Annotated in this window: 17 protein-coding genes; 9 read left to right on the top strand and 8 right to left on the bottom strand. The window is 63.1% G+C overall.

What is annotated here, in order from left to right:
- Positions 1–64: 64 nt before the first annotated feature.
- The 4 genes from dapD to ATN00_RS05015 are packed head-to-tail and all read right to left on the bottom strand — an operon-like array spanning position 65 to position 3,244.
- Positions 65–901, bottom strand: coding sequence for a 2,3,4,5-tetrahydropyridine-2,6-dicarboxylate N-succinyltransferase (dapD, locus tag ATN00_RS05030; RefSeq protein WP_062062865.1), 837 nt, complete (start codon positions 899–901; stop codon positions 65–67).
- Complete coding sequence (locus ATN00_RS05025) at positions 901–1,569, bottom strand: pyrimidine 5'-nucleotidase (protein WP_062062862.1); 669 nt, start codon at positions 1,567–1,569, stop codon at positions 901–903. Before ATN00_RS05025 ends, dapD begins: the two co-directional genes overlap by 1 nt.
- Positions 1,570–1,619: 50 nt before the next feature.
- Positions 1,620–2,498 carry an LOG family protein gene (locus ATN00_RS05020; RefSeq protein ID WP_062062859.1) on the bottom strand — a complete coding sequence of 293 codons (879 nt, stop codon included), beginning with the start codon at positions 2,496–2,498 and terminating at the stop codon, positions 1,620–1,622.
- Positions 2,499–2,542: 44 nt separating this feature from the next.
- A complete protein-coding gene (locus tag ATN00_RS05015; protein WP_062062856.1) occupies positions 2,543–3,244 on the bottom strand; it encodes an extensin family protein in 702 nt (233 codons plus the stop codon).
- A 160-nt stretch (positions 3,245–3,404) separates the two neighbouring features.
- On the opposite strand from ATN00_RS05015, the gene ATN00_RS05010 reads away from it, so the two are divergent.
- From ATN00_RS05010 to ATN00_RS04980, 7 genes are all read left to right on the top strand, one after another.
- Positions 3,405–4,565, top strand: coding sequence for a phosphoserine transaminase (locus ATN00_RS05010; protein WP_062062854.1), 1,161 nt, complete (start codon positions 3,405–3,407; stop codon positions 4,563–4,565).
- Positions 4,566–4,664: 99 nt separating this feature from the next.
- Positions 4,665–6,245, top strand: coding sequence for a phosphoglycerate dehydrogenase (gene serA / locus ATN00_RS05005; protein ID WP_062062851.1), 1,581 nt, complete (start codon positions 4,665–4,667; stop codon positions 6,243–6,245).
- A gap of 53 nt (positions 6,246–6,298) precedes the next feature.
- Positions 6,299–6,685 (top strand): endonuclease domain-containing protein, encoded by a 387-nt coding sequence (locus tag ATN00_RS05000; protein WP_082635097.1) that lies wholly within the window; start codon positions 6,299–6,301, stop codon positions 6,683–6,685.
- Complete coding sequence (locus ATN00_RS04995; protein ID WP_062062846.1) at positions 6,682–7,809, top strand: ATP phosphoribosyltransferase regulatory subunit; 1,128 nt, start codon at positions 6,682–6,684, stop codon at positions 7,807–7,809. The genes ATN00_RS05000 and ATN00_RS04995 overlap by 4 nt, the downstream gene beginning before the upstream one ends.
- 133 nt (positions 7,810–7,942) lie before the next feature.
- Complete coding sequence (locus ATN00_RS04990; RefSeq protein ID WP_062062844.1) at positions 7,943–9,232, top strand: adenylosuccinate synthase; 1,290 nt, start codon at positions 7,943–7,945, stop codon at positions 9,230–9,232.
- Between the two features lie 6 nt (positions 9,233–9,238).
- Complete coding sequence (locus ATN00_RS04985; RefSeq protein ID WP_062062842.1) at positions 9,239–9,421, top strand: hypothetical protein; 183 nt, start codon at positions 9,239–9,241, stop codon at positions 9,419–9,421.
- A gap of 108 nt (positions 9,422–9,529) precedes the next feature.
- Complete coding sequence (locus ATN00_RS04980) at positions 9,530–10,099, top strand: NADPH-dependent FMN reductase (protein WP_062062839.1); 570 nt, start codon at positions 9,530–9,532, stop codon at positions 10,097–10,099.
- A gap of 3 nt (positions 10,100–10,102) precedes the next feature.
- Here ATN00_RS04980 and ATN00_RS04975 read toward each other — a convergent pair whose 3' ends face one another.
- Together ATN00_RS04975 and ATN00_RS04970 are read right to left on the bottom strand one after the other, a co-directional pair.
- The gene (locus ATN00_RS04975; protein WP_062062837.1) at positions 10,103–10,696 is read right to left on the bottom strand and encodes a Pr6Pr family membrane protein; all 594 of its coding nucleotides are present in this window, start codon (positions 10,694–10,696) and stop codon (positions 10,103–10,105) included.
- A 9-nt stretch (positions 10,697–10,705) separates the two neighbouring features.
- On the bottom strand, positions 10,706–12,037 hold the full coding sequence (locus ATN00_RS04970; protein WP_062062834.1) for a dicarboxylate/amino acid:cation symporter: 1,332 nt from the start codon (positions 12,035–12,037) through the stop codon (positions 10,706–10,708).
- A gap of 218 nt (positions 12,038–12,255) precedes the next feature.
- Between ATN00_RS04970 and ATN00_RS04965 the strand changes: the two genes are divergently transcribed.
- Complete coding sequence (locus ATN00_RS04965; RefSeq protein WP_062062831.1) at positions 12,256–14,901, top strand: M1 family metallopeptidase; 2,646 nt, start codon at positions 12,256–12,258, stop codon at positions 14,899–14,901.
- Positions 14,902–14,957: 56 nt separating this feature from the next.
- On the opposite strand, the gene ATN00_RS04960 is transcribed toward ATN00_RS04965, so the two are convergent.
- Entirely contained in the window at positions 14,958–15,989 is a 1,032-nt protein-coding gene (locus ATN00_RS04960; RefSeq protein WP_420496693.1) for a phytase, read from the bottom strand.
- A gap of 208 nt (positions 15,990–16,197) precedes the next feature.
- Here ATN00_RS04960 and ATN00_RS04955 point away from each other — a divergent pair, with 208 nt between their 5' ends.
- A complete protein-coding gene (locus ATN00_RS04955; protein WP_231746383.1) occupies positions 16,198–18,453 on the top strand; it encodes a TonB-dependent receptor plug domain-containing protein in 2,256 nt (751 codons plus the stop codon).
- Positions 18,454–18,538: 85 nt separating this feature from the next.
- Here ATN00_RS04955 and ATN00_RS04950 read toward each other — a convergent pair whose 3' ends face one another.
- Entirely contained in the window at positions 18,539–20,476 is a 1,938-nt protein-coding gene (locus ATN00_RS04950) for an OPT family oligopeptide transporter (protein ID WP_197413729.1), read from the bottom strand.
- Between the last annotated feature and the right edge of the window lie 18 nt (positions 20,477–20,494).

The raw sequence follows: 20,494 nt of genomic DNA, 5'->3' as shown, positions 1-20,494 counted from the left end.
TTTTTCCACATGCAGCTTTTCTGAAGGCCCCGCCCGCCACGGACGGACGAGCCCTTCTCCCGTTTCAATCGCGCAACAGGTCGTTGATGCCCGTCTTGGACCGGGTCTGCGCGTCCACGCGCTTGACGATCACCGCGCAATACAGGCTCGGCCCCGGTGTGCCGTCGGGCAGCGGCTTGCCGGGCAGCGATCCGGGCACGACCACCGAATAGGGCGGCACCTGCCCCATGAAGATTTCGCCCGTGGTGCGGTCCACGATCTTGGTCGACTGGCCGATGAAGACGCCCATCGACAGCACCGATCCCTTGCCGATCCGCACGCCTTCCACCACTTCGGACCGCGCGCCGATGAAACAGTCGTCCTCAATGATGACCGGGTCGGCCTGCAACGGCTCCAGCACGCCGCCAATGCCGACGCCGCCCGACAGATGGACATTCTTGCCGATCTGGGCGCAGCTTCCCACCGTCACCCAGGTATCGACCATCGTGCCTTCATCCACGAACGCGCCGATGTTCACGAAGCTGGGCATCAGGATGACATTCTTCGCGATATGCGAACCCGCCCGCGCGAAGGAGCCCGGAACGGCGCGGAACCCGGCGGCGCGGAAAGCGGCTTCGTCCCAGCCTGCGAACTTGCTGGGCACCTTGTCCCACCAATGGCCCGCGCCCGGACCATTGTCGATCATCGCATTGTCGTTCAGGCGGAAGGACAGCAGCACCGCCTTCTTCAGCCACTGATTGACCTGCCAGCCATCGCCCTTCGGTTCGGCGACCCGCGCTTCGCCACTGTCCAGCAGGCTGAGCGCCTTGTCCACCGCCTGCCGCACCGGGCCTTGCGTGGACAGGGTCACATTGGCCCGGTCCTCCCAGGCGGCGTCGATGGTGGCGATCAGGTCGGTCATTATGTTTCCCCAATGATGTCGGCCAGAAATGGCGTCAGATGATCGGTTTCGAAATCGATGAAATCGGGATGGTGATCGTGGCTGCCGCCTTCCGATCCGTTATTGACCCAGACGGTCGTCATGCCGATCGCCTTGGCGGGCTTCAGGTTGCGGGCCATATCCTCGAAAAAGGCCGCGCGCACCGGATCGACCCCATGGGCGGAGCAAAGCGCGGCATAGCCGGACGGATCGGGCTTGGGCACATATTGGCAGGCATGGATGTCGTGGATCAGCTCGAACGCGTCGGCCAGCCCCAGCCGGTCGAGCACCCGCCCCGCATAATCCGCGTCGCCATTGGTGAAGATCAGCCGCCGTCCCGGCAGCGCCGCGATGCGGGCGTTGAGTGCCGCGTCCACCTCCAGCCGCTCCATTGAAATATCGTGGACATAGTCGAGGAAAGCGCGCGGCTCGATGCCGTGATGCCGCATCAGGCCCGAAAGCGTCGTGCCGTGCTCCATGAAATAGCGTTTCTGCACGGCCTTCGCCTCTACCGGATCGCAACCCAGCAGCCCCTGGATGAACTCGCCCATCTTCACGTCGATCAGGGCGAACAGGTCCGCCTTCGCCGGATAGAGGGTATTGTCCAGATCGAAGATCCAGCAATCGATATGGGCAAGGTCCGCGCGCATGACCGCGCCCTATCCCCGCCGGTGGGCAAGGGCAAGGCGAGTTGCGCTTTTCAGTCGCAACCCGGCGCTTCCATATCCTCGTAAAAGGCTTCGACCGCCGCCCATGCTTCCTCCGCCGTTTCGACCCAGGTGATGAGGTTGAGGTCGGACGGCGCGATCACCCCTTCGTCGGCCAGCGCCTCGAAATTCACCACGCGGTTCCAGAAATCCCGACCGAACAGCAGGATGGGGATAGGCGTCATCTTGCCGGTCTGCACCAGTGTCAGCAGCTCGAAAAACTCGTCGAACGTGCCGAAGCCGCCCGGAAAGACCGCGAGCGCCCGCGCCCGCAGCAGGAAATGCATCTTGCGGAGCGCGAAATAGTGGAACTGGAAGGACAGCTCCGGCGTCACGAACCGATTGGGCGCCTGTTCATGCGGCAGGACGATGTTCATGCCGATGGTCTGCGCCCCGATGTCCGCCGCGCCCCGGTTGGCCGCTTCCATGATGGACGGGCCGCCGCCCGAACAGACGACGAAATGGCGGCACCCGGCGGGATTGGGCGGATAGGCGGCGGCGATGCGCGCCAGTTTGCGCGCTTCGTCATAATAGCGCGCCTTCCGGCCCAGATTCTCCGCGATCCGCCGCTGTTCCGGCGTGGTCGCGGCGTCAATTCGCGCCTGCGCCTCTTCGGGTTCGGGGATGCGGGCCGATCCGTAAAAGACGAAGGTCGATTCGATCCGCGCTTCGGCCATCAACAGTTCCGGCTTGAGCAGTTCCAGCTGGAACCGGACGGGCCGCAAATCTTCCCGCAACAGGAATTCATTATCCTGAAAGGCCAGACGATAGGCCGCGCTGGTGGTCTGCGGCGTTTCGATCGCCTTGCGGGCGTCATCGGCTTCCTGCTTTGCCGGACGGAATTTACGTTCGGCGATTTCTTTCTTGGTCATGCCGACCCACTAGGCAGCAAAGGCGGGCATGCCAAGGGGGCTTGTCAGCGGCAGAAGCCGCCCTTGCCGCCCATGTCGAAATGGAAATGGTCGTGATGCGCGGCATTATAATTGGGACTGAGCACCGTGCGGAACCGCTTGCAGGCGCTGGCATGGATGACTTCCAGGAACTGTCGCGTGCGCCGGTCGCCGCTCCAGTCTTTCTCAATCGAAATGCGCCGCCCGTCCGACAGGACAAAGGCCGATACGTCGATTGCATTGCTGTGGGCATGTTCGGAAAGCTTGCCGCTGCCCGCGATGGGGCGGCAATTATAGGTGCCGAATGTTTCGATCCGCACGATCTCAGCGCCCAGGATCAACCGGGCGGCGGGCTGCACGCCAAAACGCGCCCATGCCGCGAAATTGGCGGCGAGATTGCACGTCATCGCGCCCAGATTGGTCGCGGGCACGCCGATGTCGAGCAGCTTGACGCTGCCCAGGGCGCTGCATCCGCCGCCGAAATTCTGATCGGGCAGTGGCGTGAAGGCGACGGATTGCGATTGCAGCTTCGCCATGCACTGCCGCACTTCCATCGTCGGCGGAGCGGCGGGACGGGCCGTTTTGGCTTTATGCGGTTTGGACGCGCTGCTCACCCGGCCGCGCGGCACCAGGTCGCCGCCGCATGCCGCCAACGCCAAAGTCATTGTCAACAGCGCGGCAAGGCCCGCGCCGCGTCGAAACAGATTGTCCCACGCCCGCTCTTCCATGAATCAAGCATTTAGCACGTTCTTTTCAGACGGTGGTTAACGCGGGCCTCGATTCGTCGCATTTTGTTCTGCTCTTGACTCTCCCGCCGATCTCTTTAGGGCGACCGGCGGGCCACGCGGTCCCAACGCCGCGCGTGCTCTCTGTAAGGAGAAGCATTACATGACTGAACCGACTGCCGCAGACGCCACTCTTGCGCCTGCCGCCAAGCCCGCCACCAAGCCGGCTCGCCCCTTTTTCTCTTCCGGTCCCTGCGCCAAGCCTCCGGGCTGGAGCGCCGCTGCGCTCTCCACGGATTCGCTGGGCCGCTCGCACCGCTCGAAGATCGGCAAGACCCGCCTCGCTTATTGCATCGACCTGATGCGCGAGCTTCTGAACCTGCCCGAAACCCACCGCATCGGCATCGTGCCGGGTTCCGACACCGGCGCCTTTGAAATGGCGATGTGGACGATGCTGGGCGCGAAGCCCGTCACGACGCTGGCGTGGGAAAGCTTCGGCGAAGGCTGGGTGACGGACGCCGCCAAGCAATTGAACCTCAACCCCGCGGTCATCCGCGCCGACTATGGCCAGTTGCCCGATCTGTCGGCAGTGGATTTCAGCAACGACGTGCTGTTCACCTGGAACGGCACCACCTCGGGCGTGCGCGTGCCGAACGCCGACTGGATTCCGGCGGACCGCGAAGGGCTGACCTTTGCCGACGCGACCAGCGCGGTGTTCGCCTATGACATCGACTGGGCGAAGATCGACGTCGCTACCTTCTCCTGGCAGAAGGTGCTGGGCGGCGAAGGCGCGCATGGCGTGCTGATCCTCGGTCCCCGCGCGGTCGAGCGCCTCGAAACCCACACCCCCGCCTGGCCGCTGCCCAAGGTGTTCCGCCTGATGAGTAAGGGCAAGCTGGCCGAGGGCGTGTTCAAGGGCGAGACGATCAACACCCCCTCCATGCTGGCGGTCGAGGACGCGATCTTCGCGCTGGAATGGGGCAAGTCGGTCGGCGGCGCAAAGGGCCTGATCGCCCGCAGCGACGCCAATGCGGCGGCTCTGGACAAGATCGTGGCGGACCGCGACTGGCTCGGCCATCTCGCCGCCGACACCCCCTCGCGCTCGAAGACCAGCGTGTGCCTCACCGTCGCGGGCGCCGACGAAGCCTTCATCAAGAGCTTTGCGGCCCTCCTCGAAAAGGAAGGCGCGGCCTATGACGTCGCGGGCTATCGCGACGCCCCGGCCGGTCTTCGCATCTGGTGCGGCGCGACTGTCGACACCGCCGACATCGAAGCGCTCGGCCCCTGGCTCGACTGGGCCTACGCCCAGACCAAGGCCGCTTGATCCAACCTGTCATCGTTCGGGCTGAGTCTGTCGAAGCCCTTCATTGTCCGGCTCTTCCGACCGGCTCAACCGAACGGACCATATTCAAGGAGCATTCCCATGCCCAAGGTACTCATTTCCGACAAGATGGACCCCAATGCCGCCGCGATCTTCCGCGAGCGCGGCGTGGAGGTCGACGAAATCACCGGCAAGACCCCGGAAGAACTGAAGGCGATCATCGGCCAGTATGACGGCCTCGCCATCCGCAGTTCGACCAAGGTGACGAAGGAGATCCTCGACGCCGCCACCAACCTCAAGGTCGTGGGCCGCGCAGGCATCGGCGTCGACAATGTCGACATTCCGGCGGCGTCGGCCAAGGGCGTCGTCGTCATGAACACGCCCTTCGGCAATTCCATCACCACCGCCGAACATGCCATCGCGCTGATGTTCGCGCTCGCCCGCCAGCTTCCCGAAGCCGACGTCTCGACCCAGCAGGGCAAGTGGGAAAAGAACCGCTTCATGGGCGTCGAAGTCACCGGCAAGACGCTGGGCCTGATCGGCGCGGGCAATATCGGCTCCATCGTCGCCAGCCGCGCCTTGGGCCTCAAGATGAAGGTCGTCGCCTTCGACCCCTTCCTCACCCCGGAACGCGCCGTCGAAATGGGCGTGGAGAAGGCCGATCTCGACACGCTGCTGGCGAAGGCGGATTTCATCACCCTGCACACGCCGCTCACCGACCAGACCCGCAATATCCTGAGCCGCGAAAATCTTGCCAAGACGAAGAAGGGCGTCCGCATCGTCAACTGCGCGCGCGGCGGCCTGATCGACGAGGCGGCGCTCAAGGATGCGCTCGACAGCGGCCAGGTCGCGGGCGCGGCGCTGGACGTGTTCGAAACCGAACCGGCCAAGGATTCGCCGCTGTTCGGCACGCCCGGTTTCGTCTGCACCCCGCATCTGGGCGCGTCGACCACCGAAGCGCAGGTCAATGTCGCGCTTCAGGTGGCTGAGCAGATGGCCGATTTCCTCGTATCGGGCGGCGTCACCAACGCGCTCAACATGCCCAGCCTGTCGGCCGAGGAAGCGCCCAAGCTCAAGCCCTATATGGCCATCGCCGAAAAGCTCGGCTCGCTGGTCGGCCAGCTTGAAGGCGACGCCATCACCGGCGTTGCGGTAGAGGTTGAAGGCCATGCCGCCGAACTCAACCAGAAGCCGATCACCGCGGCGGTGCTCGCGGGCCTGATGCGCGTCTATTCCGACACGGTGAACATGGTGAACGCGCCCTTCCTGGCCAAGGAACGCGGCCTTGACGTGCGCGAAGTCCGCCACGACCGCGAAGGCGATTACCAGACCCTCGTGCGCGTCACCGTCACCACCGAATCGGGCGACAAGTCGGTAGCGGGCACGCTGTTCGGCCATGCCCAGCCGCGCCTTGTCGAACTGTTCGGCATCAAGGTGGAGGCCGACCTCACCGGCACCATGCTCTATATCGTCAATCAGGACGCGCCCGGCTTCATCGGCCGTCTGGGTTCGACGCTGGGCGAAGCGGGCGTCAATATCGGCACCTTCCATCTGGGCCGCCGCAACCAGGGCGGCGAAGCCGTGCTGCTGCTGTCGGTCGACGGTGCGGTGACGGACGGCCTGCGTGAGGAGATCGGCAAGCTGACCGGCGTCAAGACGGTGAAGCCGCTGCACTTCGCATAAGCCCGGCAAAGCCCTCTCCCCTCGGGGAGAGGGTCGGGAGAGGGGGAGCGCCGATGCGTCTGGATGCAACCTTGAAGGAACGCGCAAAATCCATGCGCTCCACCTCCACACCCGCCGAACAAAAACTCTGGCTCGCCTTGCGGGCCAACCGCTTCGAAAATCGCCAATTCACCCGCCAGACGATCATCGCGCCCTGTACCGTGGATCTCGCCTCCAAAGCGGCCAGACTCATCCTGGAGATCGACGGGGATACACATTCCGCCGAAGATCGCTATGACACGCGGCGAACAGAGTTTCTGGAATCGCTGGGGTATCGTGTGATCCGTTTTTCGAATCCTGACGTGATGGGGAATATTGAGAGAGTGTTGAGTGTGATTGCTCAAGCGTTGCGCGATGCCCCCTCTTCCCAACCCTCCTGCCAAGGGGTGAGGGGGCTATGAGCTTTCCCCCCGGCCTCCTGCCTGAAGGATTGTCCGACCGCCTGCCACCGCAGGCGGAAGCCTCCGCGCGGCTTGCGCGCCGCGTGCTCGATACCGTGGCCACCCACGGCTATGAACGCGTCATGCCGCCCCTCGCGGAGTTTGAGGACACGCTGGTCGGCCGCCTCAAATCCATGCGCGCGCAGGATCTGGTGCGCGCTATCGACCCGGTGTCGCAGCGCAGCCTGGCTCTTCGCCCGGACATGACCGCGCAGGTGGGCCGCATCGCCGCCACCCGCCTTGCCAGCGTTCCGCGTCCCTTGCGTCTTTCTTATTCCGGCCCGGTCCTGCGCCTGCGCGCCAACCAGCTTCGCCCGGAGCGCGAACGCCTTCAGGTCGGCGCGGAGCTGATCGGCAGCGATAGCGTCGCCGCCGCCGTCGAGATCGTGAATGTCGCAATAGAGGCATTGCAGGCGGCGGGCGTCACCGGCCTCACCATCGACTTCACCCTGCCGGACCTGATCGACACGCTGGCTGCAGGCCCCCTGCCGCTTGCCCCGGAAGAGATCGAAGCCGTCCGCCACGAACTCGACGCCAAGGATGCGGGCGCGCTCGCCGCGATCAGTCCCGCCGCCGCCGCCTATCTCCCGCTGATCGAGGCGACCGGCCCCTTCCACGCCGCGATGGAGCGCCTCGAAGCCCTGAACGCGCAGCTTGGCGGCGCCATCGACAGCCGCATTGCGGGCCTGCGCGCCATCGCCAAACCGATTGGCTGGGACATCACCCTGACGCTCGATCCGACGGAGCGCCACGGCTTTGAATATCAGAACTGGTTCGGCTTCTCGGCCTTCGCGGACGGTTTCATCGGTGAAATCGGGCGGGGCGGCAGCTACGCCATCACCCGCGCCGATGGCGCGGACGAACCGGCCATGGGCTTTTCGCTCTATCCCGATCCGCTGATCGACGCCGGTTTCGGCAGCCAGCCGGTGCGGCGCTTGTTCCTCCCCATCGGCCATGATGCGAACCGCGCCGCGGCGCTGCGCGGCGAAGGCTGGCATACGATCGCCGCCCTGACCGGCGATGAGAATGGGGAGCGCCTGCGCTGCTCGCACTGGCTCGACGGCATGGAGCCGCGCGCTTACTGACTTGACTTTACGGGGCTGGCGCGGCTAACCGCCGCCCCGCACAGGGCGACACGCGCCCACCCTATTCCGCCCGCTTGCCGAGTCCCGTCGAAGGGCAAGCCGGGTCCGCGCGGCGGGGCGAAGGACTATATCCATGGCAAATGTTACGGTGATCGGCGCCCAGTGGGGCGATGAAGGCAAAGGCAAGATCGTCGACTGGCTGTCGGAACGCGCCGACGTCGTCGCGCGCTTTCAGGGCGGCCATAATGCGGGCCACACGCTGGTCGTGGGAGAGAAGGTCTACAAGCTCTCGCTGCTGCCCTCGGGCATCGTGCGCGGCACGCTGAGCGTCATCGGCAACGGCGTCGTTCTGGACCCGTGGCACTTTCGCGAAGAAGTCGCCAAGCTCAGGGGGCAGGGCGTCGCCATCACGCCGGAAAATCTCCAGATCGCGGAAACCTGCCCGCTGATCCTGCCCTTCCACCGCGACCTTGACGGCCTGCGGGAGGATGCATCGGGCGCGGGCAAGATCGGCACCACCCGCCGGGGCATCGGCCCGGCCTATGAGGACAAGGTGGGCCGCCGCGCCATTCGCGTGTGCGACCTTGCCCATCTCGACGATCTCGGCCCGCAGCTTGACCGCCTCACCGCGCATCACGACGCGCTGCGCGCCGGGTTCAACGAAGCGCCCATCGACCGCGACGCCCTGATGGCGGAATTGCGCGACATTGCGGACTTCATCCTGCCCTTCGTCAAGCCGGTCTGGCTGACGCTCAATCAGGCGAAGGCGCAGGGCAAGCGCATCCTGTTCGAAGGCGCGCAGGGCACGCTGCTCGACATCGACCATGGCACCTATCCCTTCGTCACCTCCTCCAACACGGTGGCGGGCACGGCGGCGAGCGGCACCGGCCTTGGTCCTTCGGGCGCGGGTTTCGTGCTCGGCATCGTCAAGGCCTACACCACCCGCGTCGGTTCCGGCCCCTTCCCGACCGAGCAGGAAAACGAAACCGGCCAGCGCCTGGGCGAGCGCGGCCATGAATTCGGCACGGTGACGGGCCGCAAGCGCCGCTGCGGCTGGTTCGATGCGGTTCTGGTGCGCCAGTCGGTCGCCGTGTCGGGCGTCACCGGCATCGCCCTCACCAAGCTCGACGTGCTCGACGGGTTCGACGAACTGCAAATCTGCGTCGGCTACAAGATCGGCGATACGACCTACGATTATCTTCCCGCCCACGCGCAGGATCAGGCGAAGGCGCAGCCGATATACGAAAGCATCGAAGGCTGGCAGGACACCACCGCGGGCGCGCGGAGCTGGGCCGAACTCCCCGCGCAGGCGATCAAATATATCCGCCGGATCGAGGAACTGATCGGCTGTCCGGTCACGCTGGTTTCAACGTCCCCGGAACGCGAGGACACCATCCTCGTGCGCGACCCCTTCGCGGACTGATCCGAGATGGCCGGAGATCGCTTCGAGCGCCACAAGCAACCCTGGACGGCGGACGAGCTGCAAAAGCTCCATACGCTCGCGAAGAAGGGCATGGCGCTCAAGGCGATCGCCAGGGCCCTCACCCGCAGCGAGGAATCGGTGAAGGCCCGCGCCAAGCAGGACGGGCTTTCCATCGCGAAGCTGCGCTGATCGCTGCCGATCGTTTCGCGCAAAGTTGAGAAACGCACAGGCCGCCCGTTCCGGTCTGGACGCCGCCGCGCGCCAATGCGACACTTCCTACAGACAAGGGAGGCTCGCATGGCGCTCGACATACTCATCCTATACGGTTCCTACAGGCGCGGTCGTCTGGGAATCCGTTTAGTTGACTATTTGCTTCATGGTTTTGCGGAACTGGGCCATCGCGCCGAACTGATCGACGCAAAGGAAATCGGTCTCCCGATGCTGGACCTGCGCCATAGCGACTATCCACCGGGACAAGCGCCCGCCGCCATGTCCGCCCTTGCCCAGCGCCTCTCCGCTGCGGACGCCTTCGTCTTTGCCGCGGGCGAATATAATCGCGGCGTCCAACCGGGCCTCAAGAATCTGGTCGATCATTATCTCAAGGAATTCGACCGCCGCCCCGCCGCCATCGCCAGCTATTCGGCAGGCCGTTTCGCTGGCGTCAACAGCCATGCCGACTGGACGGTGACGCTGTCCGCCATGGGCATGACGGTGATCCCCGAACGCCTCAGCGTCGGCCAGATTGGCGATGCGCTGGATGAAGCGGGACGGCCGCAGGGCGATGGTGGCGCGGCGCTGGACCGGGGCTTCCCGAAATTCGCCGATACGCTGATCTGGTGGACGCGGGCAGCGCAGGCTGCCCGCTGACGCTCACCGAAACCGACGGTCGATCCATATAAGCAGGTGCCCGGCCATCAAAAAACCGATGGCGATCAAGACCGCATTCAACAGCACCTGTCCAAGGCCCAGCTTCGCCACATCGATGAAGGGATAAGCGTAAGTTTCCTCCAGCGCGCCACGCACCAGCGCGTAGGGCAGATAAGCAGCGGGGAAGGCCGCCCATAACCATGGATCATGCCATGAAAGGCCCCTGGGCGCGCATCCGATCCACCACAGCGCCGCCAGTATCGGCGTCGCCTTGTGCAGAAGCGTGTCGGCCAGCAGCGCTTCACCGCTCAGGCTGAGAAGGCCACGCAGCAACAGGCCATAAATCACCCCCACCAGCAGGATCGCCAGCGTCACGCCGCCGATCAGGCGAGGTGTCACTCGCACTCCGCACGCGATCTTTCCGAAAACGAGCAGCACAGCCATATTGGTGAGGACGGTGAAGAAACGGACAAGTATCCAGAGCGTTGCTCCGACCGATCCCGTCTGTTCCAAAGTCGTGCTGAACTGGATCGCGAGCCCCGCTCCGGCGGTCAATGCGATGACGGCCGCCCCGATCCGCCGCGCGCCCTTCATCATTTGCCGTCTTCAGCCCGGTCGATCATCGTCCACCATATCCTCCGCCAGTTCCAGCCCTGCGCGGCCATGCGACGGAGTATGAGCAGGTGCCTTGGGCGGGATTCCGTATTCGGGCTCCTCCACTTCCAGCATACCTTCCCATTTGGTGACGACCGATGTGGCGATGGCATTGCCCAGCACATTGGTGGCGGTGCGGCCCATGTCCATGAAATGATCGACGGCCAGAATGAAGGCAATGCCCTCGACTGGCAGGTTGAACTGCCCCAGCGTCGCGGCGATGACGACCAGCGATGCGCGCGGCACAGCGGCGATGCCCTTGCTCGTCACCATCAGCACCAGCAGGATGGTAATCTGCGTCGCGATCGGCAGGTCGATATTATAGGCCTGCGCGATGAAGATGGTGGCGAAGGACGCATACATCATCGACCCATCAAGGTTGAAGCTGTAGCCCAGCGGCAGCACGAAGCTGTATATTCGGCGCGGGACGCCGAAGCGGTCAAGCTGCTCCAGCATCTTGGGATAGGCCGCTTCGGACGAAGCTGTTGAAAAGGCGATCAGGACCGGTTCGCGCACATAGCGCAGCAAAGTAAATATCCGTCTGCCCAGGAAGATCGCACCCGCCCCGCAGAGCAGCAGCCACAGCGCAAGCAGCGACAAATAGAATTCGCCGACCAATTCGCCGAACGTCTTGAGCACGCCCAATCCCTCGGTCGTGATGGCCGACGCCAACGCGCCGAACACGGCGACGGGCGCCACGCGCATCACATAGCCCGTCACCTGCAGCATCAACTCAACCATCGCCTCGATCACGGTAACGATGGGCTTGCCCCTGTCGCCGATGGCGGTCAGCGCCACGCCCACGAACAGGGAGAAGACGACGATCTGGAGGATGGAATTTTCCGCCATCGCCCCCACCATGGACGTAGGAAAGACGTGCAGCACGAAATCACGGAAATTGAGCGCCTCGGCATTGACGCTGGAAGCCGCGCCCGACCGCACCAGGTTCAATCCCTCGCCCGGCGCGAAGAAATTGACGAGGATCAGGCCCAGCGCCAGCGAGATGAGGCTGGCGATGATGAACCATCCCAGCGCTCGTCCGCCGATCCGTCCCAGCGCGGCGCTGTCGCCCATATGGGCGATGCCCGCGACCAGCGTGGAAAATACCAGCGGCGCGATAATCATTTTGATGAGATGCAGGAAAATGTCGGCCAGAAGATGAAAGTAGCCTGCCACCTCCTTGGCCAGCGCCTTGTCGCCGCCGACCCACAGATTGGCGGTGAATCCCGTGACAATGCCCAGGATCATGCCTACCAGAATGAAGGTCGTCAGTCGATTTCGCATGCATGTCCTTTGTCAGTGGGCTCGGGCGGTGTTTGTCCGCTATCCTGCCAAGGAAAGACACCTAACAGTCGCAGCGCAAGCCTGCAATTGCACGACAATTCCTTCCCGCGTCCGACCGCCTGCCTTGACCGGCGAACCGAAACAGCCGATGCCGCTTTGCATCAAGGCGCGTGACCGTCCCGGCTGCGCCGTTCATGACGTGTCGGAGTCTGAACCAGATGACATTTTCGAAGATGCTGCCCTTGCTGCTCGCCGCTGCCCCCCTCGCCATTGCCGTCCCCGCCCTCGCGCAGGGACAGCCCGGTCCGGCCGCGACGGTGACAACGCAATTGCCGCGCGGCGCGGCTCCCAGCCACTATGCGATCACGGTCACGCCGGATGCCCCGAACCTCAAGTTCACGGGCAGGGTGGCGATCGACCTCAACGTGACGCAGGCCATGCCCGTTCTGGTGCTGAACGCGGCCGACCTCAATTTCGGGGCGGTGACACTGACCCCCGTCAAGGGCAAGCCGGTGAAGGGCATCGCCAAAGTGGACGCCGCCGCACAAACGGTGACGCTGAACTTCGGCAAGGCGCTTGCGCCGGGCGGCTATCGGCTCGACATCGCCTATGATGGCGTTATCGCCACGCAGGCGAACGGGCTTTTCGCGCTCGACTATACGGACAATGCGGGACAGGCGAAGCGCGCTCTCTTTACCCAGTTCGAAGCGCCCGACGCGCGGCGCTTCGTACCGAGTTGGGACGAACCCAGCTATAAGGCGACTTTCGATCTGTCGGCTATCGTCCCCACGGGCGAGATGGCCGTCGGCAACATGCCGGTAAAGGACAGCAAGGATCTGGGCGGAGGCAGGACGCAGGTGACCTTCGGCACCACGCCCAAAATGTCCTCCTACCTGCTGTTCTTCGGCCTTGGCGAACTGGACCGCGCCACCAAGATGGCCGGCGCCACCGAAGTCGGCGTCATCACGGGCAAGGGCAACACCGGCAAGGCGCAGTTGGCGCTGGATGCCTCCGCCGCCATCTTGCCTTGGTTCAACGACTATTTCGGCGTCCCCTATCCACTGCCCAAATTGGACAATGTCGCGGGGCCGGGGCAGAGCCAATTCTTTTCCGCCATGGAAAATTGGGGCGCGATCTTCACTTTCGAGCGCGCCTTGCTGGTCGACCCGCGCTTCACCACCGAAGCACAGAAGCGCCGCATCTACGAAACGGTCGCGCATGAAATGGCGCATCAATGGTTCGGCGACCTCGTGACGATGGCTTGGTGGGACGACCTCTGGTTGAACGAAGGCTTTGCGAGCTGGATGGCGACCAAGGTGACGGACAAGCTGCAACCGGAATGGGAAATGCTGCTGAACCGGGTCGGTGGCCGCGAAAGCGCCATGGGGCTGGATGCGTTGGCGACCACCCACCCCGTCGTCCAAAAGATTGCGACGGTCGATCAGGTCAATCAGGCGTTCGACGCGATCACCTATGAAAAAGGCGAAGCCGTCATCACCATGCTAGAGGGCTATGCCGGGGAGGATGTGTGGCGCAGCGGCATCCGCGCCTATATGCAGCAACATGCCTATGGCAACACGGTAACCGACAACCTGTGGCAGGCGGTCGAAGGTGCGGGGGCCAAGGGACTGGTGTCCATTGCCCACGACTTCACCAGCCAGCCGGGCATCCCGCTGGTCACGGTGGAAAGCGCGCAGTGCAAGGGCGGCAACACCATATTGTTCCTGACGCAGGGCGAATTCAGCCGCGACCGGAAGGGCGGGACGCCACTGCGCTGGAACGTACCTGTCATGGCGCAGACGCTAGGCGGTGCGACCCAGCGCATGATCCTGAGCGGCAAGGGGCAAATCACCCTGCCGGGCTGCGGTGCCTATGTCGTCAATGCGGGGCAGTCGGGCTATTATCGCTCGCTCTATCCGGCCGCCAATGTGCAGGCGCTGGCGAAAAACTTCACGAAATTCCCCTCCATCGACCAGATCGGCCTGCTGGCGGACAATTGGCAGCTTGGCCTTGGCGGCTATCAGCCGATGGACCTCGCGCTCGATCTTGTCGATGCGGTGCCCGGCAGCGCTAGTCCCGCCGTGCTGGCGCAAGTGCCGGATTATCTGGAAAGCGCCCATGAGATGCTGGATGGCGACGCCGCCGCGCAGGCCAGGATCGCGGTCTATGCCTCGGCAAAGCTGACGCCGCTTCTGGCCGCCATCGGTTATGATGCGAAGCAGGGCGAAGGCGCGCAGATCCCTGTGTTGCGCTCCAGCCTCGTTTCGACGCTGGGCGCGGTCGGCGACAAGACGGTGGCGGTTGAGGCCAATCGCCGTTTCGCTGCGCTAGGTTCCAACCCGGCGGCTTTGGATGGCCCCCTCCGCAATGTCTGGCTGGGTATCATCGCCAAAAATGCCGATCAGGCGACATGGAACAAGCTGCGCGCCATGGCGAACGGCGCAAAGACCGATCTCGACAAGAGCCAGCTCTTTGCGCTGCTGGGGAGTACGAAGGATGAGATGCTCGCTGGCCAGGCGCTCGACCTCGCGCTGACGGACGAGCCGGGCAAGACCACCAGCGCAGCCATCATCGCGCAGGTGGGTTATGAGCATCCGATGCTCGCTGTCGACTATGTGCTGGCCCATCGCCAGCAATATGAGGCGCTGATCGATGTTTCGGCCCGTTCGCAGGCGTTGGCGCGGCTGGGCGGCGGTTCTGCGGACCCGGCCATGGCGCAGAAGCTGGACGGTTATGCGGCCCAATATCTGACGCCCGAATCGCGCAAGGTGGTGGATCGCGCCATTGCGGGCATCAAGACGCGGATTGAAACCCGTGCGCGGCTGAAACCAGCGTTGCAACGCTGGTTCGCAACGAAGAAATAAAAAAGGAAAGGGCGGTGGATGCCCACCGCCCTGTTTTCATGTGTGAAAATAGGGGCTTATTTCGTCAGCCCCAATGCGCGGGCGATATCGTCCCAGGCCACCAGCTTGAAATTTTGCGCGACGGTCGCGTTGTGGCCATCCTGCGCGATGAAGAGTCCGCCAGGATAATCGGGACCGAAATCGCCCAGCATCAGGTCGATGCCATCGGTTTCCTCTGCCCCACCGATGACGCCATTGGCGATACGGAAGCGCCCGGCATAGCTGTCATCGCTGATCCGGTAGGCCACATAAGCGTTGTCGCCCTGACTGGAAACAAGGACATAGCCATCCTTTTCCCCCATCGGTGCGATGGCGACGCCCTCGGCATCGGCAACCAGATTCCGACCATCGGCGGCGGCGATCTTTGTCGGGGCGGTTGATCCGTCGGGACGGGCATCGAAACGCCAAAGGCCGACATCTTCCTCCGCGACATAGAGAATGCCCGTGCGGTCATCTACGGCGCAGCCTTCCGACTGAGTGCCAAGCTTCATGGTGCGGACGATCCGGCCGGCGGGTGTCGCCGCAGAGGTGTCGAGCGCGACCTGATTCACCGTGCCATCCTTCAGGACGATGAAGGCGTAGGTAGTTCCCCCCTGGCGGGACATACAAATGCCATAGGCCTCACCCGTGCCCGCTTCGACTTTCCCCAAAGCCGTCAGCCTGGCGGTCGTGGGATCAAGGCGGAAAAGGGCAAGCCTGGCATTGGCGATATCGTTGCGGTCACTCGCGACCACGAGGATGCCGTTACTGCCGTTGATCGGCACATCGTCGCGCAAATCGACGTTATTGACCCGGCCCGCGTCGAGAAAGTCACGAGCCTTGCCGTCCAACCCATAGACATAAAGACCGGCCTTCTTGTCGGTGCCGACAATCAGGCTTTGCGCCGGATCGGCGGCGTTGCGCCAGATTGCCGGATCGTCCGCCGCGTCCGCATTGGCGGTTCCCACCGGAACGGTTTCACCACGCGCCGTAACGTTTACGGCCGGCGCGGCGTTGGCGATGCGCCGGGCCATGAGGATTTCCGTCTCGCCAGTTGTGCACGCTGTCATCGTAATAAAACTGACGCATAATATCATAAAACTGCAATGATTCCTACACGATCCGGTCATTGTTGCCTCATATCCGCTAAATCAGATGCGCTAGATACAACAGTAATTCCGTGCGTCAATTTATCTCGATAAACAGGGGGTGATAATGGTCACGAATAAGTGGGTCATGTTTGGCTGCGCGTCTGTCGCGCTTCTTTCTGCTTCTGCTATGGCGCAATCCATACCCGCTCCGGCCGACGAAGGAACACGCGCAGACGGACCGATTACTTCGGCCAATGAGATCGTCGTCATCGCAGGGATCGGCTACCGCGACCGTACCGATACGCCAGAGCCGGTGCTGAAATATGGCACAGACTATTTCCAGCGCTTTGAACCGCTGACCGCCGGCGACGCGCTGAAGCGCGTGCCTTCCGTCACCTTTCTGTCGGACGTGATCGAAAGCGATGCTCCGCGTCTGCGCGGTTTGCCCCCGGGCTATACCCAGATCTTGATAAACGGTGAGCGTGTGCCGGGTTCGGCCGCCGACCGCAGCTTTTTCCTCGACCGTATTCCCGCTGAACTGATCGACAGCGTGGAAATCATCCGCTCCTCCTCCGCCCGGCGCACCGGGGACGCGGTGGCGGGGTCGCTCAACATCAATTTGCGCGACGGTTATGAACTGGACGGTGGCTATGTCCGCGCGGGCGGCTTGCTGTTCAACGACGACGAGCTGGAGCCGAGCCTGGGTCTGGTCTGGGGCGGCAAGGCCGGACCAGGCCGCCTGCTGCTGGGTGCGAACCTGCAGGGCCGCCATAACCCCAAACGCAAGAAAAGCCTGCGCTATGGTGATTCGCCGGAAAATAATCCTGACTATGCGACCGACGATTTCGACAATCGCGAGGATCAGACGGACACCCGCGATGGCAAGGATTACAGCTTCAACGGCACCTATGAGATTGACGGCGAAACCACCGATTTCAAGCTGAATGGTTTCTATGTCCGCACCGACCGCAAGGAAACGGAGCGTAGCTTCGAATATGACGATGCGACTGCGGTGAATGGGCCGGTGCCAGTGGGCAATCTGCTGACCGACAATAGCAATATCGCCGATATCGATCAGGAAAACTACACTATCGACGGCAAGCTGAGCCATGAATGGTCGGCGGGTAAGAGTTCCGTCCGCGTTGGCTATGCGCGCTTCACCGAAGATCGCATCGAAACCGAAAATGAGATCGATTTCGAGGATCTGGAATTTTCGGGCCAGCGAACCCGGACCGATATTCGCGACACCGAATTTTCCGTGAAACTGGAGCATGAAGTGCCGCTGGGCGAGCAGGCGAAATTCGTTTTCGGCGGCTATTATCAGGATAAAAGGCGCCGCACCGGCATGTTCGAAAGCGAGCAGGAGAGCGACGCCAGCGCAACCTGGGATCAGTTCAAACAGAACCCGGACAATCTGGCGGCGGCGTTCGACGATTTCGAGCCGGTTGACGGCGGTGACAACCGCATCCGCGAAAAGCGCCGTGATGTCTTCGCACTGGTCGAAGGCGACACCGGCAGGCTGAAGTGGGAAGCGGGCCTGCGTTACGAAACGACGAAGGTACGCATCACCGACTATACGGTAGCGGCCGCGCTCGCCGATCAAAGGGCCGATTATGAAAAGCTGCTGCCCTCCGCCTCGTTCAAACTGTCATTGAGCGAGAGCGACCGCATCATCGGATCGGTCGCGCGGACGCTGCGCCGTCCCGATTTCAACTATATCTCCCCGGCGCTGCTGGAGGAAGAAGTGGGCGACAGCGACCTGCTAGGCAATCCGCAGTTGCGGCCCGAAAGCGCCTGGGGCTTTGACCTGGGTTATGAGCATCGGATGGGCACGGGCGGCATTTTCGGTGCCAATATTTTCTATCGCAAGGTCAAGGACCTGATCGAATTGACCAACACCGGGGTCGAAGGTTCAGAAGGCGAAGGCACCTTCGTCTATCAGCCGCGCAATGTCGGCGACGGCAAGGTATGGGGCGTCGAATTCGACCTGTCGACCGACCTCGGCTTTGTAGGGTTGCCCAATACTGGCGTGTTCGGCAACCTGTCCTGGCTGGACAGCGAAGTGCGGGATTTTATCGGCAAGCGCAGGTTCAACGATCAGTCCAAATATGTCTATAATTTCGGCTTCATTCAGGATTTCCCCAACTTCGGCGCGGCTTTCGGCGCGACATACCGCAAGCAGGGCAGCGCCTTTGGCCGGGTGATCGCGGAGGAAGTGACCACCACCTATGGTGCGGAACTGGAAATCTTCGTCGAAAAGCGGTTCGGCAAGACTTTCACCATCCGTGCGGTCGGCTCCAACCTCCTGAACGGCAGGAAAAGAGAAGCCTTCAACAAGTTCGACAATATCGCGGACCAGATCGACCGCGACTTCGACGAATATGAGCTGGAAAGCGAAAAAGCCGGACCGGTGTTTCAGATCATGGCGCGCTACGCCTTCTGATCCGCGGACGGGTTCGGGAAGAAGGAAGGGGGTCGCGTGAAACGCGGCCCTCTTTTGTTAGGTGGGGAACGACGGCGGCCAATCCTTATCCCAGCGACGCACTCGCCCAACGCCGCAGCCTCGCATAAAGCGCCGCGATCACGCCGAAGAAGGCGATAACCGAAAGCGGCACGGCCCAGCCATTTTCCGCCACCAGCGCCAGCGGCGCGTCACTGTTGGTCGCTGCGACTATGCCCGCGAAGGCTACCCCGAACAGGCTCTCCCCGACGATGAAGCCCGTCGCCATCAGCACGCCCATGCGCTCGGCAAAATCGGGATTGGACTGCCGCATGGCCCAGCGGTTATAGAAATGGCCGATGACCGCGCCCACCGGGATCAGCAGCGTCAGCGCCATGGGCAGATAAATGCCCATGCCCACCGCGAGCGGCGGCAGGCGCAGCTTGCCCGCTTTGCCCAGCAGTTCGTCGATGGCCACCACGATCGCGCCGATCAGCGCACCGAAACCAATCAACCCCCAGTCCAGATTGCCGCCCAGAACGCCCTGCGCCAGCGCGGAAATCAGCGCCGCTTGTGGAGCGGGCAACGCGTTCGGCCCCGCGCCCGGTGCGCCCGCGAAGCCGAAGGCGCTGTTAAGCAGATCGAGGATTGGCGGAATGACAATGGCTCCGAAGATCACGCCTAGCACCAACGCAATCTGCTGCTTCCATGGCGTTGCGCCGACAAGCTGGCCTGTTTTCAGGTCCTGAAGATTATCGTTGGAAATAGTGGCGATGCCGAAAACGATGGCAGTCACGAACAGGGCATAGGCGATCAGCGCCTGAGTCTGCGTCGTATCTCTGCCTGAACCGTAGATCCCCGCGAGGATCAACGAAGCGCCTAGCACGGCCAAGATGCCGACGCCCGATATCGGACTGTTGGACGCGCCGATCAGACCCGCCATATAGCCGCAGACCGACGCGATGACGATGCCCGCGAACAACACATAGGCCAGCGTCAGCGCAATGACGGGAAGCGGATTGGCAGCGATCGGCCCGCCCTGCGCGAAGACCCACAGCAATATACCGATGGGGATCAGCGAGGCAATGATCGTGCCCCCAACGATGCTGATGGGCAAGTCCCGCTCGGTCAGCTCCAGCAATCCCGCATTGCCGTCCTTCCGCATCCGGTTGGCGGCAAGGGCGGAACGGATGCCGCTGATGATCGGGCCAAGGATCTTGAGCAGAGTCCAGATTGCGGCGATGCCGATGGTGCCCGCGCCGATGAAGCGCGCCTTCATGCGAAAGGTCGTGCCGACTACCTCCGCTAGGTCCGCGCCAGCAGCCAAGGGTGCTGTCAGATAAGGAACGATGGCTGTCCAGCTTATCAGCAGGCCGACAAACATCGCCAGACCGACCGACAGGCCGACCAGATGTCCCACGCCGATCAGGGCCATGGAAAAGCTGGTCGACATGGATGTCGCACCCGAACTGAACTTGAAGAAGGTGGCGGCTTCCTCCGCGATCAGGCGGGTCTTGGCGATGATGGAGAAACTGGCGGCGGCAAACGCGCTCATGACGATGGCGGCAAGGCCTCGCTTGTTTTCCTCCAGCCCTTCGCGGGAACCCGCGCCGACCTTCAGCACCTCGGCGGCAGCGACGCCCTCGGGATAGGGGAGGTCGGAGCCGGTGACGAGTGCGCGGCGCAGCGGCACGGAATACATGACGCCCAGTATGCCGCCCAACGCGATGGTGCAGGCCGACAGCCAATAAGGGAAGCCCTGCCACCAGCCAATGATGACGAGGCCAGGCAGCACGAAGATGATCGCCGAGAGCGTCCCTGCGGCCGAGGCGATGGTCTGGACGATGTTGTTCTCCAGAATCGTGCCGGTAGCGAACAGCCGCAGCACCGCCATGGAAATGACAGCCGCCGGGATCGAAGTCGCGAAGGTCAGGCCGATCTTTAGGCCCAGATACACATTGGCTGCGGTAAAAAGCAGCGTGATGAGCGCCCCCAGGATGACTCCGCGGATCGTCAGTTCCGCCATGGGTGCGGCCTTCGCCGG

Source organism: Sphingobium baderi (assembly GCF_001456115.1).
GTDB classification, from domain to species: Bacteria; Pseudomonadota; Alphaproteobacteria; order Sphingomonadales; family Sphingomonadaceae; genus Sphingobium; species Sphingobium baderi_A.
The sequence above is the reverse complement of the archived record's forward strand: the minus strand, read 5'-3'. Positions and strand labels throughout refer to the sequence as shown.

Coding starts and splice junctions, on each gene's coding strand:
- serA (WP_062062851.1), top strand. CDS start 4,665: ATGCCCAAGGTACTCATTTCCGACAAGATGGACCCCAATGCCGCCGCG.
- ATN00_RS05010 (WP_062062854.1), top strand. CDS start 3,405: ATGACTGAACCGACTGCCGCAGACGCCACTCTTGCGCCTGCCGCCAAG.
- ATN00_RS04995 (WP_062062846.1), top strand. CDS start 6,682: ATGAGCTTTCCCCCCGGCCTCCTGCCTGAAGGATTGTCCGACCGCCTG.
- ATN00_RS04990 (WP_062062844.1), top strand. CDS start 7,943: ATGGCAAATGTTACGGTGATCGGCGCCCAGTGGGGCGATGAAGGCAAA.
- ATN00_RS04975 (WP_062062837.1), bottom strand. CDS start 10,696: ATGATGAAGGGCGCGCGGCGGATCGGGGCGGCCGTCATCGCATTGACC.
- ATN00_RS04970 (WP_062062834.1), bottom strand. CDS start 12,037: ATGCGAAATCGACTGACGACCTTCATTCTGGTAGGCATGATCCTGGGC.
- ATN00_RS05000 (WP_082635097.1), top strand. CDS start 6,299: ATGCGTCTGGATGCAACCTTGAAGGAACGCGCAAAATCCATGCGCTCC.
- ATN00_RS04980 (WP_062062839.1), top strand. CDS start 9,530: ATGGCGCTCGACATACTCATCCTATACGGTTCCTACAGGCGCGGTCGT.
- ATN00_RS04960 (WP_420496693.1), bottom strand. CDS start 15,989: ATGACAGCGTGCACAACTGGCGAGACGGAAATCCTCATGGCCCGGCGC.
- ATN00_RS04955 (WP_231746383.1), top strand. CDS start 16,198: ATGGCGCAATCCATACCCGCTCCGGCCGACGAAGGAACACGCGCAGAC.
- ATN00_RS04985 (WP_062062842.1), top strand. CDS start 9,239: ATGGCCGGAGATCGCTTCGAGCGCCACAAGCAACCCTGGACGGCGGAC.
- ATN00_RS05015 (WP_062062856.1), bottom strand. CDS start 3,244: ATGGAAGAGCGGGCGTGGGACAATCTGTTTCGACGCGGCGCGGGCCTT.
- ATN00_RS05025 (WP_062062862.1), bottom strand. CDS start 1,569: ATGCGCGCGGACCTTGCCCATATCGATTGCTGGATCTTCGATCTGGAC.
- ATN00_RS04950 (WP_197413729.1), bottom strand. CDS start 20,476: ATGGCGGAACTGACGATCCGCGGAGTCATCCTGGGGGCGCTCATCACG.
- ATN00_RS04965 (WP_062062831.1), top strand. CDS start 12,256: ATGACATTTTCGAAGATGCTGCCCTTGCTGCTCGCCGCTGCCCCCCTC.
- dapD (WP_062062865.1), bottom strand. CDS start 901: ATGACCGACCTGATCGCCACCATCGACGCCGCCTGGGAGGACCGGGCC.
- ATN00_RS05020 (WP_062062859.1), bottom strand. CDS start 2,498: ATGACCAAGAAAGAAATCGCCGAACGTAAATTCCGTCCGGCAAAGCAG.